Annotated in this window: 13 protein-coding genes; 10 read left to right on the forward strand and 3 right to left on the reverse strand. The window is 48.4% G+C overall.

Features of this window, described 5'->3' with window-relative positions; translation table 11 throughout:
- Positions 1-263: 263 nt before the first annotated feature.
- Complete coding sequence (locus QUA27_RS05280; RefSeq protein ID WP_333066798.1) at positions 264-1,640, reverse strand: cytochrome P450; 1,377 nt, start codon at positions 1,638-1,640, stop codon at positions 264-266.
- A 137-nt stretch (positions 1,641-1,777) separates the two neighbouring features.
- On the reverse strand, positions 1,778-2,383 hold the full coding sequence (locus tag QUA27_RS05285; RefSeq protein WP_333066800.1) for a hypothetical protein: 606 nt from the start codon (positions 2,381-2,383) through the stop codon (positions 1,778-1,780).
- Positions 2,384-3,069: 686 nt separating this feature from the next.
- Between QUA27_RS05285 and QUA27_RS05290 the strand changes: the two genes are divergently transcribed.
- The 5 genes from QUA27_RS05290 (at position 3,070) to QUA27_RS05310 (ending at position 8,652) form a co-directional block, all read left to right on the forward strand.
- The gene (locus QUA27_RS05290) at positions 3,070-3,678 is read left to right on the forward strand and encodes a COP23 domain-containing protein (protein WP_333066801.1); all 609 of its coding nucleotides are present in this window, start codon (positions 3,070-3,072) and stop codon (positions 3,676-3,678) included.
- Between the two features lie 132 nt (positions 3,679-3,810).
- The gene (locus QUA27_RS05295; protein WP_333066802.1) at positions 3,811-4,302 is read left to right on the forward strand and encodes a S1 family serine peptidase; all 492 of its coding nucleotides are present in this window, start codon (positions 3,811-3,813) and stop codon (positions 4,300-4,302) included.
- On the forward strand, positions 4,299-5,522 hold the full coding sequence (locus QUA27_RS05300) for a COP23 domain-containing protein (protein WP_333066803.1): 1,224 nt from the start codon (positions 4,299-4,301) through the stop codon (positions 5,520-5,522). Before QUA27_RS05295 ends, QUA27_RS05300 begins: the two co-directional genes overlap by 4 nt.
- A gap of 210 nt (positions 5,523-5,732) precedes the next feature.
- Complete coding sequence (locus QUA27_RS05305; RefSeq protein WP_333066804.1) at positions 5,733-7,973, forward strand: phosphoketolase family protein; 2,241 nt, start codon at positions 5,733-5,735, stop codon at positions 7,971-7,973.
- Positions 7,974-8,052: 79 nt separating this feature from the next.
- The gene (locus QUA27_RS05310; protein ID WP_333066805.1) at positions 8,053-8,652 is read left to right on the forward strand and encodes a Uma2 family endonuclease; all 600 of its coding nucleotides are present in this window, start codon (positions 8,053-8,055) and stop codon (positions 8,650-8,652) included.
- Positions 8,653-9,256: 604 nt separating this feature from the next.
- Here QUA27_RS05310 and QUA27_RS05315 read toward each other — a convergent pair.
- On the reverse strand, positions 9,257-10,078 hold the full coding sequence (locus QUA27_RS05315; protein WP_333066807.1) for a class I SAM-dependent methyltransferase: 822 nt from the start codon (positions 10,076-10,078) through the stop codon (positions 9,257-9,259).
- A 299-nt stretch (positions 10,079-10,377) separates the two neighbouring features.
- Between QUA27_RS05315 and QUA27_RS05320 the strand changes: the two genes are divergently transcribed.
- The 5 genes from QUA27_RS05320 to QUA27_RS05340 all read left to right on the forward strand — a co-directional run bounded on the left by QUA27_RS05320 (position 10,378) and on the right by QUA27_RS05340 (position 18,644).
- Entirely contained in the window at positions 10,378-11,049 is a 672-nt protein-coding gene (locus QUA27_RS05320; RefSeq protein WP_333066808.1) for a response regulator, read from the forward strand.
- Positions 11,050-11,153: 104 nt separating this feature from the next.
- Entirely contained in the window at positions 11,154-13,136 is a 1,983-nt protein-coding gene (locus QUA27_RS05325) for a sensor histidine kinase (RefSeq protein ID WP_333066809.1), read from the forward strand.
- 232 nt (positions 13,137-13,368) lie between these two features.
- On the forward strand, positions 13,369-14,124 hold the full coding sequence (locus QUA27_RS05330) for a DUF928 domain-containing protein (RefSeq protein ID WP_333066810.1): 756 nt from the start codon (positions 13,369-13,371) through the stop codon (positions 14,122-14,124).
- Between the two features lie 6 nt (positions 14,125-14,130).
- Positions 14,131-17,430: a CHAT domain-containing tetratricopeptide repeat protein gene (locus tag QUA27_RS05335; RefSeq protein ID WP_333066811.1), complete on the forward strand. Its 3,300-nt coding sequence runs from the start codon at positions 14,131-14,133 to the stop codon at positions 17,428-17,430.
- Positions 17,431-17,855: 425 nt separating this feature from the next.
- Positions 17,856-18,644 carry a calcium-binding protein gene (locus tag QUA27_RS05340; protein ID WP_333066812.1) on the forward strand — a complete coding sequence of 263 codons (789 nt, stop codon included), beginning with the start codon at positions 17,856-17,858 and terminating at the stop codon, positions 18,642-18,644.
- The last annotated feature ends 145 nt before the right edge of the window (positions 18,645-18,789 follow it).

The raw sequence follows: 18,789 nt of genomic DNA on the forward strand, positions 1-18,789 counted from the left end.
ATGGCAGGCAGGCTTTTGAAATATCAAGAGGACTATTGCAATCACCCACTTTTGCTTTCAGGCTGTGTTTGCAAGGTTCATATCATTTTAGACTGAAAATTTGAAAAGTGAGAGGGGGCGAGGGTTACAGGTTAAGGATTCTAGCTATTTATCTGTAGCGGGTGCTACAAAAAATGGTGGCATTTGCGGACGATCGCACCTTCTCCCTAAATGGTGGGCACTCAAAGCTGAAAGTTCGATCGTCCGCTGCCACCGCTGCGAGATCAAACCCCACTAGCGACAGGTTCAGGCTTCTGCTGCCGCATCCGCCGCCCCTGCAGAGCCATCCGCACGCCGCCGGCAGGCCCTAAAGTCACCCCTCGGCGTTTGGCTTGTACGGGCTTTTTCTCTGCCAATACTAGGTCGAAATCCCGCAAAATAGTTGCCAGCAAGAGTTTCATCTCCAACTGCGCCAGCGCCAAGCCGATACACCGGCGGCTGCCGCCTCCAAAGGGCAAATATTCATAAGGCGAGAATTGCCTCTCCAAAAACCGTTCCGGTTTAAATTGCAGCGGTTCTGGATACAAATCCTCCCGTCTGTGGGTCAAATAAATCGAGCCGATGACAACCGTGCCCGGTTCGAGTTGATATCCCATCAGTTCCACGGGCGTGAGAACTTCTCGCGAAAACGTCAGCATTGCCACGGGGTAAATTCGCAGCGTCTCCTGACAAACTGCACTCAGGTAAGGTAAGCGGAAAATCTCCATCGGGTCGGGATTTTCCCCCAAACTGTCCAATTCTTGCAGCAACTTCTGGCGCACCGAGGGCAAACTGTGAATCCAGTAAAATGCCCAAGCTAGGGCCGTTGCTGTGGTTTCGTGGCCTGCAACCAGCAGCGTCATCAACTCGTCGCACAATTCTTCATTCGTCATCGGTTGCCCGTTTTCGTCGCGCGCGGCCATCATTAAGCTGAGAATGTCGGTGCGGTTGGCGTCTGGTTGCTGTCTGCGTTCTTCAATTTCAGCATAGATTAGTGCGTCAACTTTCCGCTGCCGCTGTTTCATGCGTCCCCAAGGACTCCAAGAGCCCCAATCTTGCTGCATCCAGCCGAAAAACAGCATACTCGATCGCAGGGGAGAGTTGGTCATATCGAGGACTGAGGCAAGTAGGGGCCTGATCTCTTCCAATCGCGGCCCGTCATCCATGCCGAAGACAGCTTGCAAGATTACCCGCATGGTGACTTCCTGCATAGCGCTGCGAGCCACAAAAGGTCGATCGACCGACCACTTGCTGGCAACATCTTGAGCTATATCGCAAATTAGTTGACCGTAATTCCGCATCCGTTCCCCGTGAAACGGTGGCATCAATAATTGGCGCTGGCGTTTGTGCCTTTCTCCTGAGAGAAGAAACATGGATTGTTCTCCCACGAGCGGTTTGAGAATAGTGTTCAGGCTGCCTGGAGCGTGAAACGCGCTGCTATTGAGCATCTCCTGGACAGCTTGCGGGTGGTGGATCATCACCAATGGTTTCCCGTTGTTCACTTGAGCTGTGAAAATGTCGCCGTATTGCTTGGCACATTTATCCATGAATGTCAGGGGATCGCCGATCCATTGAATTAGCTGCACAAGGGGTGGAGCTTTGGGGCCGTTAGGTAGTGTCATAGGAATTACCGGGGTTTGGGTCACAGGACTTAGCAGTATCAACAAATCTCAAAGAGTTTGAAGGTTGTTCAATCTCTCCCAACCCTTGTTTTTAAGGGGAGAATTGCGTAAGTCCCATCTCCAATAATTTTAATAGCTTATTCTCGAACGGTGCTCAAAATATCCTCTCCAAGCTCTGTAAAACGAACAGTTCTGATTTGCCAAGGAGCATAACTGGTTAAAGTTTGGCGCACGCCCCCGAACAAACCTAACATTTGACAACTGGACAGATTTTGCAATTTCTGCCGCGAATTTCCGGAGGCTCGCAGATCCACGGTAGCTATTCCGAGGTCGCGATCGATCTTAAGGCGATAACCAGCCAAACCAAGACTATCGAAAATCTGCTGCTTTAACACTTCATTAACCGCCGATGACATTAGCTGGTTCTCTGGGCCTGTAACTGTTTCCGGCTTCAGAGTTTGACACAAATTATCTACCTTATAAACCGTAACGGTGGCAGTATTTTCTGAGAGGGTAGCACTGCCTAAAACAGAGGCAACAGAGTTAGAAGGCTGCGTGAATTGACTCGATCGAGCCTCAGTTTGATTTCCCATTAGCTGTAAGTGTGAGAACTGACGCCCGCTTGCTGAGAATTGCCTCTGGTTTTCGGCCGAGTTAGCTGCATCATAGCTAGAACAACTGCTAGCGCCAGTCAGAATTAATCCAGTCGCTAAATACCCGAACTGTTTGCAGATACGGTTCATAGTTTTTAATACTCAACTAAACGTTAGTGTACCGAGGATGAACTTTGGTGGTAGAAAGCACTTACTCCCTGATTACACTCACTTAGAAGTATTTCTAGGTATCCCTAATCCGGAGATGAAAACAAGTTAAGAGTTCTGGTTAATACGTTCAATTTAGTGTTCGATCAGGCACATAGGGTAATACCCCTCATATGTGCAACCCAGGCGTCTCCGTATCTCAGCAGGTAAAGCTAGCGACCTAGAGCGTAAGTGATACCAAATACCGTGTCAGTGGTCTGATGTACCGTTGCAATTCGAGCCATCCCAATGTCTGAGACCAAGAGCCTCTTTCCGGTTTGCGACAGCCTGAGTTGGATTAGTAGTAATGACAACATAATTCAGACTGGCGGGCGCATTTTAAGCTCGCCTTCGGAGCGCTTTTTTAACACCGCCGAAATCGCCGTTAGAGGGAATGTGCAAGTCGCGAACAATATCAAAACTTACGAATCAAGAGCAAAGAAACCGGGTTTTTTAACCAGGCATAAGAGCTGCAACGAAGTGTTTTCGTAAAAAAAACTGCTTTCTGGTCAAGTCGTGAATCACATAATTCCCCAGTCAGCCGATCTGTAACGAACAGGCGTGTCAAGGGTGTTATCGCAGCGTTCGCTGATTTTGTGCCAAATCTCATAAAACACAGTGAAAAAATCATGAAACAGCAATTATTGACAAAAGTTTTGGTGGCAACAGCGATCGCCCTCACCGGCCTGACGGTTGCTTCTCAACCGAGTTACGGTAGGCGAGCACAGGGGGAAAGTGGATTTTGGTGCAGTACCTCGACCGGTGCACCGGTGACGGTGTACCAAAACGCTCAAGGTGCCGTAGAGCCTTGGATTGAGTGGACTTCCGATTATTTCTCCGGTTCTGGGTACGATCCGGCAACTCGGTGTCAATTAGTGAGTCAACGCCTCGAAACCTATCGCCGCCGACGAATGCTTAAGTACATTACTGCAGGCCAAATGAACGGCCAGAACGTCATCTGCACGGCGAATCAAGTCAATGGCCTGTGTCAAAATTTGATTTATACCCTCAGACCCGGTCAAGACCCGATCGGCTCTTTGTATAATTTGTTGGCTTGGCGCCAAGGATATGTCGGGATGCCGTCTTTTGATGAAACCAGTAAAATTCCTTACATTGATGTCAGCGAAAAGCTAGGGGAAAACACTGCCGATGGGGCGCAACTGCCCCCTTTTCCTCACCGTTCGGACAGCCTTAAAGATTGGCAAATTTTCCATCCCATCACCAATTCCAAGGATTGAGGTCGAAAAGTTGGCGCGTCAAACAGCGGTATGCATCCCGACGGGAATATCTTCTGGTTCTGGGACGACCGTCCAGTAGCAGGGCAAAACTCATACGGTGCTGACTAACTGGCACGTTGTGGCGATCGGACAATGGTCACCGAGGACGGTCTCCTCCACCCACTGCTAGGAGTTCCGAGGTGGCTGGGCGATATCGCTCAGGCGAGCGTTGAGTTTCGCAGCGCGAGCGAGTATAAAATAGCACTATTCACCATTGAACCCGGAGCGGTGTCTGACCCAGTGTTGGCAGTCGGCTTTCCTGCGGGTGCTGAGGTTGGGGCTTTAGCGGTGACGCGGGCTTCGTTTCGGTGTTGCTACCCAAATCTTTGCCTCAAGGTTATATTGGGCTATACAAATGAGGTTAAAATCGGTAGGAGTGGCGACCCGATTTTTAATGCAAAAGGTTTCTTGGTTGGGATTAACGGTAGTGGCAAGTATCGAAATCCAAATTTTGGCGTCTATGCTTTTGAAGATGGAAGTGAACCAACAGCGGAATTATTGGAGAAAATAATTAAATCCAGTTGGGTAATTCCGATTAGTATATATTTGCAGTTCGCCTCGTCTCATCTAGGGAGTTATCGATGAATGTGTGGAGTTTGCGGTTTGACGCGCTGACAATCATCTTGACAGGTGCATTAACAGTGACGGCGGTTGTCAGCCAACAATATGCTGCCTGTGCCAAAACAGCCGAAGAAATTGCCCAGCTAGCGACGTTGACAACTGTGGAAGTCAACAACACACTGGGTTTTTTTGCTAGTGGATCGGGAGTAATTATTGCCAAACAGGGCAATATTTACACTGTTCTGACAGCTAATCATGTGGTGGCAAGCTTGGCTCAAAAATACAGCATTCGCACTCATTTGGAGAAGGACTATGCTGCGATTAGAATACAGCGCTTACCGAAAAATGACAGGGATATAGACTTGGCTTTGATACAGTTTCAGAGCCGAGAACAGTATCCAGTAGCACCAATGGGCGAGTCAGAACGTGCTGTTGTTGGTTCTGCTATTTACGTTTCTGGCTATCCGCTGCCAATTTCGGGATTTGAACGAAAACTTGAGTTTACTGCTGGTATCATCTCTTCTCGCTTGGGCAGCGCCTCATCAGGGTATCGTCTGCGCTACCAAGCTGTAACCAGGCGCGGGATGAGCGGCGGGCCTGTATTTGATGCTGATGGCAGGGTGGTAGGAATTCACGGCCAGGGGGATACTGTTGGCACAATTAGGAGTCCGTGGAACGGCCAGATTGAGGAGATAAAAACGGGGTTGAACGCGGCAATCCCGATCGATGCTTTTAGGGAGTTGCTATCACAAAATAAGCGTAACGGATTTGATATTCTCAGCAATCTTTCAATCAGCACCGCCTCTGGTCAAAACCAGCCGAGTCTGGGTTATGGAGGATTTGTGTGCGATACCTCGACGGGCGAGCCCGTGACTGTGTATCAAAATCCGCAAGGGTTCAGGGAGCCTTGGATTCGCTGGAATTCTAATTTCTTTTCTAGTTCGGGCTACGATCCTCTAACTCGCTGCCAACAAGTGACTCAGCGCCTTGAAAATTATAACCGAAATAAACAGCTAAATTATGTCACGGTGGGTATTGTAAATAACCAGAAAGCGATTTGCACTACAAGCCGCGTTAATGGGCCTTGCGAAGGTTTGATCTACACGCTGCGCCGCGATCAAGATCCGACTCCTGCACTTAGCAGTTTTTTTGTTTGGCTGGGGAATCAAAAGGCTGTGCCTTCTCTTTCTGAAAGCGGTACTGCGCTTTATATCGATGTCCGGGAACGGCTGGAACAATTTTAGATTTGGGATTTGAGATGGATTAGTAATGGGTAAACACAGAACCCCGACTTATGCAAAAAGTCGGGGTTCTCAAACAACTACTTATTAGCTTAAAAATTGAGATATTTTACTTATTTATCATTGACATAATAGAACTCATGATTTTTTGGAACGCGGAAGCTATAAAATTACTCTTACATTAATCGAATTCAAATTTTTTAGGTATCAAGCATGACAGCAACTACCCCGCAGGCAACGTCAACAACGCCCGCTTTTTGCGAAGGCATTCAATATTTTTCGGAAACACTCCCTGGTTTTGAGACTTATGGGAAAGTACCTGCGATCGCCGAGGGGAGCAAGTCGATCGCCGATCCTGCCGATCCCGTCGCCGTCTTTCAAACGATGCTGGGAGCAGACGCCCTGCGCTACCTGACGCTGCAAGTCACCGCCAGCAAGGCATCGGGACATCCGGGGGGTTTTGCTAGCCAAGCTGAGGCTTACGCAGCGCTCGTAATGCTCGGACACAAGAACATTGTCACCGAAGTCGGCCATCACGCGCCGGGATTTTACAGTGCGATGTTTCTCGATCGATCTTTGGAGGATATGGGAATTGTTAACGTGCAGCAAATGCGCGATAAATTCCGAGAAAAAGACGGTTTGTTAGGGCATCTTTCCGGTTTCATTCCCGGTCTTTTAGCACCAGCCGGCCCCCTCGGACAAGGGCAGCATTTCGCAATGGCTGGAGCGCTTTTACACCGCGAAAAACTGTTTGCTTTCACCATAGGCGACGGCGGCATGGGCGAACCCTATCCGATGAGCAGCATGGCACATTTCCACACTGCTTATCCCAGCGTTACTAACTTTTTGCCTGTGTTGGTTTGGAACGGATATTCTCAGGAACATCACAGCATGGTTTCGACTAAAACTAATGCTGAAATGATTGCTTATTGGCAAGGCAACGGTTTTGAAGAAGTTATCTTAGTTGATGCTAAGGAATTTGACGATAAAAATCAACCGGAAGATTATGTTGACAGCACTGCTTTTTCGCTCGAACAGCGCATGGCATTTACCAAAGCTGTTGTACAAGGAGTTGACAAAGCGGCCAAATCTGCTCTCGGCGGCAAATTAACTGTATTTATCATCAAACAGTTGAAAGGTGCCGGCGTCCACGCGCGCGGAGCAAAATCTCACAACCTTTATCCGAAAGATACGCTGGATGCTCCGCACATTATCAGTGCTTTAAAAGAGCGCGCTTTGACTGCTGCTGCTTGGGAGTTGGTGCGGACAAATTGCGAACGCGCGGGCGGCGGGCCGGCGGCGAAAACAGTTGTTACTGAGTTTACATTGCCGCTGGCAGATTTAGGCGAATTGCCTTTGGAAGAATTTGCAGTTGGGGGAGAACCGAAGATTTCGACAACAGCAATGGGGGTTTTGGTAGGGAAAGTTGGCGAGCGCGATCGTACTTTTATTGTCACTAATGCTGACGGCAACGAAGCATCGGCAATTGCCAATATCAACCAAGCTCTCAAGATTATTCACCCGACGACAGATGACCTGTACAATCAATCGCCAAACGGTCAAGTTTACGAACCTTTGAGCGAAGATGCTTGCGCTGGTTTAGCCGTAGGTTTATCGCTATTCGGAGCGCGGAGTTTGTGGTGTTCCTACGAATCTTTTGCCATCAACGGTTTACCAATTTGGCAAACTGTAACCCAAGCAATGGCAGAATTGCGCCGTCCAACTCCGGCAACTGTCACCTTATTTACAGCGGGTGCATTGGAACAAGGCCGCAACGGTTGGACGCACCAGCGGCCGGAAATTGAGGCTTATTTTGCGGCGATGATGCGGAACGGGAATGTTTTTCCTTTGTTTCCACCGGATGCTAACAGCATTCAAGCTTGTTACGAGTGGGCTTTGACTGCTAAAAATAAAGGAGTTGTGATTACTGCAAGCAAGTCGCCGCTGCCAATTCGCACTACTTTTGAACAGACTCGCCAAGCTTTGCAAGACGGTGCAATAGTGCTGCACGAAGTCGATTCCCCGCAAGCTACCCAGAATCAAGGGGGGAGCAAGAAAGTTGTGTTTGCAGTTGTCGGCGACATGACGTTAATGCCAGTGTTTGAAGCAGCCGCATTTTTGGAAACAGAAGGGGTTGGAGTGCGGATTGTTTCTGTTGTGAATCCCCGGCGTTTGTATCGTGCTAGCGATGTTGCTTGGGATACTTGTTCGGAAGCTGACGGCGGCTTTTTGAGCGATGAGAAATTTGCCGAATTGTTTGGCGGAGATGCCTTGATTGGCGTGACAGGCGGTGCTTCTGGGATGTTGGAACCTGTGATGCTCCGCAGCAATTGCAAGCGGGATACTTTCGCTTGGAAGCGGGGGGAAACTACTGCTAGTGCTGGTCAGTTGATGGCGTTTAATGGATTGACTGCTGAGGCGTTGACTAAAAGGGCGATCGAGCTAGTTCATTAAGTTAGAATGTGAGTGAATGCCCCTGCCTGGTTTGTGCTGGGTAGGGGCTAGTAATATTTAAAATAGGATGGTGATACCTATGACTGCACAACTTTTAGAAGAAAGAGGTACGCTTGCAGAACAGCGATTGATTCTCCCCAGTTATTATAGTTGGGAGCAATTTGAGGCTATCGAATCTTTGATGGCAGACTCTCCGGGTTTACGGATAACTTATCTTGATGGGTGGATCGAGTTTATGACAGTGGGCGAAGAACACGAACAAATTAAAAGTGTTTTGGCTATATTTATAGGACTTTACTTTTTTGAGAAAGGGATTAATTTCATTCCTGTAGGGAGTGCAACTCGCAGAAACCAGGCAAAAGATGTATCATTTGAACCAGATGAGTCTTATTATATAGGTTCAAGAAAAGAGCATCCCGATCTAGCCGTGGAAGTAACGATTACTAGCGGTAGCACAAATAAACTAGCTAAATATCTGCGACTTCGCATCCCAGAAGTCTGGTTTTGGGAAAATAATCGGCTTGCTGTCTATCGGCTGCGCGAGGATGATTACGAGCAAGTTTCAAGAAGTGAGTTTTTGCCGGATTTGGATTTAGAATTGTTGGTACGCTGCGTTTTAATGCCTTCAATAATTGAGGCAAGGACAGAGTTTATTAATGGAATTCGGCAAGTGGGTTGAATGCTGAGGAGTTGGTAAAAATTGCGATCGTCTACGAGGGCTTCGCTAACGGCTTGATTGGTTAAGCTAAAATGTGACAGACAACGATTGGCTCTCACAAACAACCTTTGCGCGATCGGCTCCAACGATTTGTTAGACTTGTAGATGTAAAGTTACTAAGCTCAGAAAGAGGAAATTTTATAGCTTTTATATGAAAGCTTTTAGGATCGGAATTATTGCTGTCCCTATTCTGTTGAGCTGCGTGAACCTGTGTCAATTCATTGTCATCTGCGATCCGAAAATTTCTATTTTTAAAACCGCAGATGAGGACAGAAAAACACAGATTAACGCAGATGAATTAGATAAATTCCGGTTGCAGCGTGCGTAATCTTTGACGGTTGACTAGAAGATTTGACGCCCGACAGACGATGCTAGCGGATTTGATATGATAGGCTTCTAGAGCTATACGTGCAGCTTTAACCTAACTTTGAGGGGATAATGTAGTGCAATTTTTTCCGTATTTTACTGTTAGATAAGTTGGCTTTGTTAGCTCGAAATTTAGCGATAGTGCTAGAGGTATTGTTGCGGCAGAACATCAATGTTTGGTGAAAAAACTGTCTTAATTTTATTCATTTTTTTCCCCGCAAGCCATTAGCCAAAAACTCATCATTAATCGTCTATCGCCCGCAGCTAAAAATTCATCCCGCGAAACTAGGTAGCTTTCTATGTCTGACTGTGAAATCAACCCCTGTTTGACCATTTGTAAAATGGGCCCGGAGTCCAGCAAAGGTTCAAATGCTTCAATTCCGATAATGTCGCTGTGGCTGACAGCCACTTCTAAATCAACCCTAACAAATCCAACTTCTTTCAGAAGCCGACACAGATGTCGTCCAAAGTATGGATGGCCACCCCGCAATGCCGTTACCTGGTTTAATTTCTTCCTGAGATTCTCCACTGACAAAGGTGGATCTGTCAGCCAAAACAGATCCCCATCGGCATCGATAATTACCAGTTTTCCCCCAGGCTTCAAGATGCGGAATATTTCTCTAGCTGCTGCCACAGGATCGGGGAGGTGAAGGAACAGCAAACGGGCGATCGCGAAATCAAAACTGTTAGCAGGTAAGCCCGTATCCCCAACCGATGCTTGCACGTGATTTACTCGATCGCCCCCTTTGTCCTGCAAATATTCTGCTGCTTTTTCCTGCAGTACGGGGTCAATTTCAACCGCTGTTATCGAACTGTTGGGCAGCAATTCTACAAGTTTTTCGGTGAAGAATCCCGGCCCGCTACCCGCTTCCATAACATTCATCCCGTCGGTCAAGCCGAACCACTTTAAAGTGCGCGCTTCCTTTTCCCAACTGAGGTGAACTTGAGCTTTTAACCGCTGGAGTTCTGTCTCAAGGTCTCGATTGAACGTGCTTGCTTGATACGAACCTTCTGCTGTCATAAAATTATCCTTCTTCTGGCTTGGACACCTAGATTATAATAGAACTGCGCTTTAGCGCAATTCTCGTTGCGGACATCCCCAACCCCAGTTGGCGGACAGATGCAGGACGGGAGCCAGGTAATTCCTCTATAGTAAGAAGATGACAGAGACAATTTTAGATTTGGGATTTTGAATGAGAATTTCAGCGGTTTAAAACCCCTAGTTTCAACTAGGTCACAAATAGAAAACCGTAAATTTTAAATCTAAAATGGGTGGACGGATTACCTAAACTGACGATGTTGTGTGGTAACGAATCAATTATGCCCCAGACTTTACCTCAACCAGAGAAACGAACATTTTTAGTTGTGGATGACCATGCGATGGTGTTAGGTGGCACGCTTAACATTCTGAAGCAAGAATATCCAGAGGCAGACATTCTGACGGCTCCGACGGCTCAGGCAGCCCTTCAGCAAATAGCGCAGACGACCCCGGATTTGGTGATTGTGGATCTGGTAATGCCAGAGACGATCGGCGAAACAGCTCAAGCGAATTCAGGGCTTAAACTCCTCAAAACGTTGATGGAGCAGTATCCGAGTCTGAATATTGTGGTGCAGAGTGCCCATGTTCGGACTTTAGTTTGGCTGAAACCGTCGATCGACAATCACATGGGCGGCTTCACAGTTGTCGATAAGAGCCAGCCCATGAAAGACTTGCTAACAATGGTTGATTGGGCGCTGCACGAGCGGATTTATACACCCAGAGAGATCCGCAATGGGCTGCAACTCAAACCAGCCTGGATGCAGGTGTTGCAATTTGGTTTTCAAGAGAGCTTGCAGGATATTGCGATCGCCAAACGGATGAATGTTTCTGAACGCACTGTGCAGTGTTACTGGCGTCAGATTCGAGATGTGCTAGAGGTGTATCCTGATGATGATAAGAATCTGCGGATTCAAACGGAAGTGCGAGCTAGGGAACAAGGGTTGATTGATTAGTGATATCAAGTCTGGTTAATTAATTATAAATCCTGTACGGGGATCGGGGATCGGGCATCGGGGATCGGGCATCGGGGATCGGGCATCGGGCATCGGACAAAAGTATGATAACTATTCAACCCGACATTGTTATGAAGCGCGATCGATGGCAAGCAGTGAAAGCGGGCGTCACGACTTGGGGACGAGGAGCGCTTCCAGGGGTGATGGTGATTGTCGCTGTGATGATGGCTAGATTGAGCGGTGCGCTTCAGTTTTGGGAGTTGGTTGCGTTCGATCAATTTCTGCGTTTGCGTCCTCCTGAGCCAATGGATGAACGGATTGTAATTGTCGGCATCACTGAGGAGGATATTCAACGTGCTAGAACTTATCCGATTCCCGATCGCGATATAGCCGATTTACTCAAACGGTTGCAAACGTATCGACCGATCGCGATCGGGCTGGATATTGTCCGCGATATTCCGGTGGAACCAGGTCATGCTGAACTAACATCGGTGTTTCGCAGCAGCAAGAATGCGATCGGAGTGGAGATTGCTTTGCCCGATCGCAGTGGCTTTATCGTCAAACCTCCGCCCGCGCTACCACCCGAACAGGTTGGCTTTGCAGATTTCGTACTCGATGCGGATGGCTACCAGCGCCGCAGTTTATTGGGCACTAACAACGATCGACAGGAATACCGTTTTTCCTTCGCAATCCGGCTGGCAGAGCGCTATTTAGCAACCCGAGGAATTAAGCTAGGTAATGGAATTCGCGATCGGGAGGCGATGCGCTTTGGCAGCATTGAATTTACCAGAGTGCAGTCAAACTCTGGCGGATATGTGGGGGCGGATGCAGGCGGCAACCAAATTTTACTGAATGTTCGCAGCGGGACAATGCCATTTCGCGTGCTTTCCCAGCAGCAAATCAAGGCGGAACAAGTAGATCCGAACTGGATTCGAGGCAAAATTGTGCTGATTGGGATGATGTCTTTTAGCGCGAAGGATCTGGCAAGTTCGGGCGCGATCGCAGGTATCAATCCCGGACGGATTTACGGAGTCGAAATGCAAGCCCACGAAACCAGCCAGATGATTAGCGCGGTGCTCGATCGGCGGCCGTTGCTTCAGGTTTGGGGGGAGGGCTGGGAAACGCTCTGGATTGGGGTCTGGGGACTCTTGGGGATGAGTTTGGGACAATTTCTGCGATCGCCCTGGAAAATTTTGATCGGGCTCTTAGTCGCCAGCATTAGCCCGATCGCGCTCTGTTACTGGCTGATTCTTTTGGGATGGTGGGTGCCGATCGTGCCTGTGTTGCTCGTACTCGTGTTGAATGGGGCTGGCTTGACGGCAGCGTTATTTTATCGCCACGAACAGGAACTCCGACTGCGGTTGGAAGAACGTCAATTTGCGATCGAGCAGACCTTTAATGCAATTCATAGCGGCCCGTTACAAACATTGGTTGGGATTTTGAGAACTGCTCAAGGAGAAGCCACACCGTCGCCATTTCTACCGGAGTTGCAACGCTTGAATCAAGAATTGCGGGCAGTTTACGGCTCTGTACAACGAGACGCGATCGCAGATGAACCGCATCTCCGCATGGGGAGTGCGATCGAATTGGCCCTGCAGGCTCCATTGCATGAATTGCTCTACAAGGTCTATTCCAACACGCTCGAACAAGAATTGCCCTACCTCAAAACGATCAAATTCAAAATTGTGCAGTTCGATCCCTTGAACACCTCGCATCTGCGGTTGGAACACAAGCGAGCACTCTGCCGCTTTCTAGAAGAAGCGCTCTGCAATGTCGGGAAACACGCGATCGAAGCCACTCGCTTGACTGTAATTTGCACTCAAGAAGGCGATCTGCAGGTGATTCGGGTGGCGGATAATGGTAGGGAGAAACAGTCTCAGTCAGAAACGCTTAGCTTGGCTGCAATGGATCGAGAGAGGGAAATAACCGAAGATCCAAACCCTAAACTTCAACCTTCAGGATTAGGAACCCAGCTTGCAAAGAACTTAGCCAAACAGTTAGGCGGAGCATTTCGGCGCTACCCGAATGAACCAAAGGGGACAGTGTGCGAGTTAACCTGGCCAGCAAAACGGCGGTGGTTCTGGTGATTGCTTCCTCAGAGTTAGCATCGGAATTATTGATCTCTCTCTTCTCTTCCTCTGTGTTCTCTGCGTTCTCTGCGGTTAAATCATTCTGATCGAACCATAACTGTCAACTGTCAACTGTCAACTGTCAACTGTTTAACTTTGCACCTTCCCGCAAACGAAGCTTGCGGACAGTCCTCTATTGTGTTTTTGTATTCCTGATTACTCTAGAAGATAGTTACAGATGAGGATTCAGATGATGACTCACGAGTTGAAGCGTCGAACCGTTTACTCTGCCGGCCTTGCGAGTTTAATGCTGAGTGTTTCGTTCTGGATCGCCCCTGTAGCGCTGGCAAAATACACTCCTCCTGAAAACCCTTCTAAACCGAAAGATACGGGGACGAATACCACTCGCGGCGGCAGTTGCGAAGCTAATTCATCGGCGAGATTGACTGCCTTGGTGCCGTTTAGCCATGTGGGAGAGACGATTTCTGGGCATCCGACCTTTACCTGGTTTGTACCCGATCGCACTCCCCGTCCGCTGCAATTGAGGCTGTTTACTCGCACGGGACAACTGCTCTACAGAACCGAGATGCAGAGTCAGCAAGGGATTATGTCGGTTGCTTTGCCTTCAAATCTGCCCCAACTGTCGATCGGGCAATCCTATCAGTGGCAAGTGGTGTTGGTGTGCGATCCGAATGTTCCTTCGAGGAATGTGGTGGTGGCTGCTGAAATCCAAGTAGTCCAGCCTGCTGCGTCGTTGCAGACTCAACTTGCAGCCGCCCAAACTCCCCAGCAGCGGATCGACCTGTATGCGGAGGCTGGGCTGTGGTATGACGCGATCGCCGAAGCGCGCAAAGCCTCTGAGACTTCTCAAAGCCAAGCGGCGGTGCTGGAACTTCTAGATTCTCTCGCTAGTTCGGAAGCCGAACCTTTGAAAGACTGGAGCGATCGATTGCGACAAATTAGGGCGATCGAACAACAGCGACAACCCCCGCAACCCAAACCGTAAAATCCCATGAAGCCTGACTCGCTAAAACTACTTAAATCCAGTAATTGTAAAGTGCGATCGGGCTTCCTTTTTCCCCTCGCTTTTTGCCTTTTATCTGTTGCTTTTTGTATTCCGGTGCACTCGCCACTTCCGGTTAGTGCTCAGGCGATCGATGCTCGTAAAATCGAGGCCGATCGGCTATTGCAGCAGGGGCTTCAACAGCATCGGACTAGCCAATTCCAAGCAGCGCTGAATTCCTGGCAACAGGCACTGCAAATTTATCGCACTATCAAAAACCGCCGAGGGGAGGGTGGTGCACTGGGCAATTTGGGAGTCGCTTACTACTCTCTGGGGAACTATGCCAAAGCCATTGAGTATACAGAGCAACTGTTAGCTATCACCCGCGAAACTAAAAACCGCTCTGGGGAGGGTGCTGCACTAGGCAATTTGGAAATAGCTTATTTCAAGCTGGGCAACTATGCGAAAGTCATTGAGTATGGGCAGCAGAGTTTAGCCATCGCCCGCGATATTAAAAACCGCCGAGACGAAGGTGTTGCACTGAGCAATTTGGGAGCCGCTTACTACTCTCTGGGCAACTATACCAAAGGCATTGAGTATACACAGCAATATTTAGTCATCGCCCGCGAACTTAAAGACCGCCAAGGGGAAGGTACGGCACTGGGTAAGTTGGGACTCGCCTACCGCTCTTTAGGCGACTATGCAAAAGTTATTGAGTATTCACAGCAGAGTTTAGCGATCGCCCGCGAACTTAAAGACCGCCAGTGGGAGGGTCTGGCATTGGGAAATTTGGAAATTGCTTACATCAATTTGGGCAACTATGCCAAAGCCATTGAGTATGCACAGCAGAGTTTAGCCATCGCCCGCCAACTTAAAGACCGCGACGGGGAAGGTAAGGCACTGAGCATTTTGGGATCCGCTTACTACTCTCTGGGCAACTATGCCAAAGCCATTGAGTATAAACAGCAGAGTTTAGCCATCGCCCGTGAAATTAAAGACCGTAAAGATGAAGGGAATGCACTGGGCATTTTGGGACTCGCCTACAGCTCTCTGGGCAACTATGCCAAAGCCATTGAGTATGGGCAGCAGAGTTTAGCCATCGCCCGCGAGATTAAAGACCGCGAAGAGGAAGGGAATGCACTGGGCAATCTGGGAATTTCTTACAGATCTCTGGGCAACTATGCTCAAGCCATTGAGTATACACAGCAAACTTTAGCCATCGCCCGCGAAATTAAAAACCGCCGAGACGAAGGTGCGGCGCTGGGCGATTTGGGACTCGCCTACAACTTTTTGGGCAACTATGCCAAAGCCATTGAGTATTCACAGCAACATTTAGCCATCGCCCGCGAAATTAAAAACCGCGAAGAGGAAGGGACAGCACTGAACAATTTGGGAAACGTTTACATCGATCTGGGCAACTTGGCCAAAGCTATTGAGTATTCACAGCAATATTTAGCCATCGCACGCGAAATTAAAGACGGCCACGGTGAGGGTGCAGCACTGGGTAATTTGGGAAATGCTTACCTCTTTCTGGGCAACTTGGCCAAAGCCATTGAGTATGGGCAGCAGAGTTTAGCCATCGCCCGTGAAATTAAAGACGGCCACGGTGAGGGTGCAGCACTGGGCAATTTGGGAGCCGCTTACATCTATCAGGGCAACTATACCAAAGCCATTGAGTATTCACAGCTCAGTTTAGCCATCGCCCGCGAACTTAAAGACCGCCGAAATGAGGGTGCGGCACTGGGCATTTTGGGAGGCGCTTACCTCAATCAGGGCAACTATACCAAAGCCATTGAGTATTCACAGCTCAGTTTAGCCATCGCCCGCGAACTTAAAGACCGCGACGGGGAAGGTACGGCGCTCAACAACCTGGGAGCGGGGTTCTTGAAAGCTGGCAACCCAACAGAAGCTGAAAAAATGCTTGTGAATGCGATTCAAGTTTGGGAATCGATGCGTCAACTGCTCGGCTCCAACGACGCGAATAAAGTCTCTATCTTTGAAGGACAAGCTCGCACCTATGGGACTTTACAACAAGTCCGGGTGGCTCAGAATAATCCGATCGCGGCGTTAGAAATTGCCGAGCGGGGACGAGCACGTGGCTTTGTCGATCTCCTGAGTGAACGCTTATCTTCAGGTTCTACCAATCCGGTCATTAACACTTCTCCCAACCAGGAGCAAATCCGCCAAATCGCCAAAGCACAGAACGCCACTTTGGTGCAGTATTCGATCGTCTATAACAACTTCCAGATTCAGGGCAAAGAAGAAACGCGAGAATTGGCGCTCTACATCTGGGTGATTCAACCCACGGGCGAAATCGCGTTCCGCGATGTAGACCTCAAACCCCTCTGGCAGCAACACAACGCTTCCCTAACCAGCTTAATTGTTGCAAATCAAGAATTTCTCGCAGTCCGCAGTCGCAGCAGCACTGCTTTTGCCCAACCCCAACCCGACTTACCGACCCTGCATCAACTGCTGATCGATCCCATTGCCAGCCTCCTACCCAAAGACCCTAATGCCCACGTCATATTCATTCCCCAAAAATCGCTTTTCCAGGTGCCTTTTCCCGCCCTGCAAGACTCTGGCGGCACTTACTTAATCGAAAAACACACCATTCTCACCGCCCCTTCGATTCAAGTTTTGGATTTGACTCGACAGCAACGGCAGAAGTTAGCTAATCGGCCAGCCAACGATCGCGGTAACGCTCTAGTATTGGGCAATCCTACGATGCCGATCGTGTCTGCCTATCTGGGAGCTCCCAAACAGCAATTGTCTCCTCTACCTGGGGCCGAAGCCGAAGCTAGAGCGATCGCCCCTCTGCTCAACACTCAAGCCATCACAGGCGCACAAGGGACAAAAGCTGCGATCGTTCAAAAAATGCCCCAAGCATCAATTATTCACTTGGCAACGCATGGATTGCTGGATAATGTGCGCGGATTGGCAAGTGCGATCGCCCTTGCTCCTTCTGGTAGCGATGACGGCTTATTGACCGCAGAAGAGATTTTCGACATGAAACTGCAAGCAAACTTAGTTGTTTTGAGTGCTTGCAACACTGGAGAAGGCAGAATTACCGGGGATGGAGTAATTGGTTTGTCGCGCGCTTTGATTTCGGCCGGAGTGCCGAGTGTGATTGTTTCTTTATGGGCGGTTCCCGATGCGCCGACAGCCGAATTGATGCAGTCGTTTTATCAAAACTTGCAAAATAATCCCGACAAAGCACAGGCACTTCGGCAGGCAATGTTAACCACGATGAAATCTCATCCCCAGCCGCGAAATTGGGCGGCGTTCACGTTAATTGGGGAGGCCGAGTAAGTTTTTATTAATAGCGAATTGGATCCATGTTTTTCTCCTAAATTTTATCCTAAATTATATCAATTCCGGTTGTACCGGAATTATAGACCAGACGGCAGTGCGGTTTCCCTACCCAAAATAACATTGTAGGAAAACGCCACTGCCGTCTCCTTTCCCGATACTAATAATTCCGATGCAATTGGAAACGCTCTTTATTCTTTAGTCGGCGCAGGCCGACTTTGTTTGTGTAGACGGGGTTTCAACCGCCGAGTTATCTCAATCTCAAAACTGATGGAAGTGAACCATCTACTCTACATATTCACATACATTGCACTTTTCCGCAATCTATTTTGCACCTCCTACTTCATCCACTCTGTGGGTAGAACGAATGATTTTCCCATTTGGGTTGCTTAAGATTTAAGTCAACTGTTAAGAGGATTTTTTTTATGGTTTTACAACCAGATATGTCAGAATCTAGACAATTACTTGGCGACAATACATCCGAATTTGTTACTTTGTTGAGCGCAGATGCAACTAATTTTCCTTTGGGAGCTTGGATGCTTGCAGGTGACGATTTCGTCACTGGCTCAACAGCTAATGATTTGGTTTATGGCAATGAAGGAGAAGATATTATCAGCGGGGATTTGGGCAACGATTCTTTATTCGGAGGAAAAGGTAAAGACTTCCTGATTGGAGATGAGGGAAATGACTCTATCAGCGGCGGTCAAGATGCAGATTTTCTGATAGGTGGTGCGGGAAATGATATTCTCTTGGGCGGTAGAGGCAATGATTTTTTAGTCAGCGGTAACGGAAATGACACTCTGGTGGGAGGTTTGGGTCGCGACATTTTAGGAGCTTTGGATGATAATAATAGTTCAATCAAAATCGGGGGCAGCAATTTGTACGTCGTCCAAGCAGAACCCGGAGTTACAGATGTCAATAATGCCGATTTTATTGTAGGTTTCAGACCCGCTTTCGATCGAATTGGATTGGCAGGCGGTTTGAATGCTACCGATGTAGACTTGCAATACGTGACAAACGTCACAGTTTTATTTGGGTATGATGCACCAGAAAGTGCCAAACTATTTACCCCGCCAGGTTCATTCGATACTCAACCGATACAGAGTCAAGGCACTCTAATTAAAGTTAGGAATTCCGGCGACATAGTAGGCTTTGTGTCAAATGTAAGAGTGACCGATCTTCAAGGTAGTATTATCTCTGCTCCGGGATTTTGATCGCTTTTTACAGCTTCGTAGCGAGGAATAAATTCCTCATCAATGGCTCTTGAAAACTTCAGTGCCTAAAAGCGACATTTATATCTAAAAGAGGACCAATGAGTTATATTCTTCAGTCCTCTTTTAGAGGAATTGCGCTATGAGA

Origin of the sequence: Microcoleus harperi Pol14_C6 (assembly GCF_036701295.1) — a bacterium.
In the GTDB taxonomy this organism is placed as follows: Bacteria; Cyanobacteriota; Cyanobacteriia; order Cyanobacteriales; family Microcoleaceae; genus Microcoleus.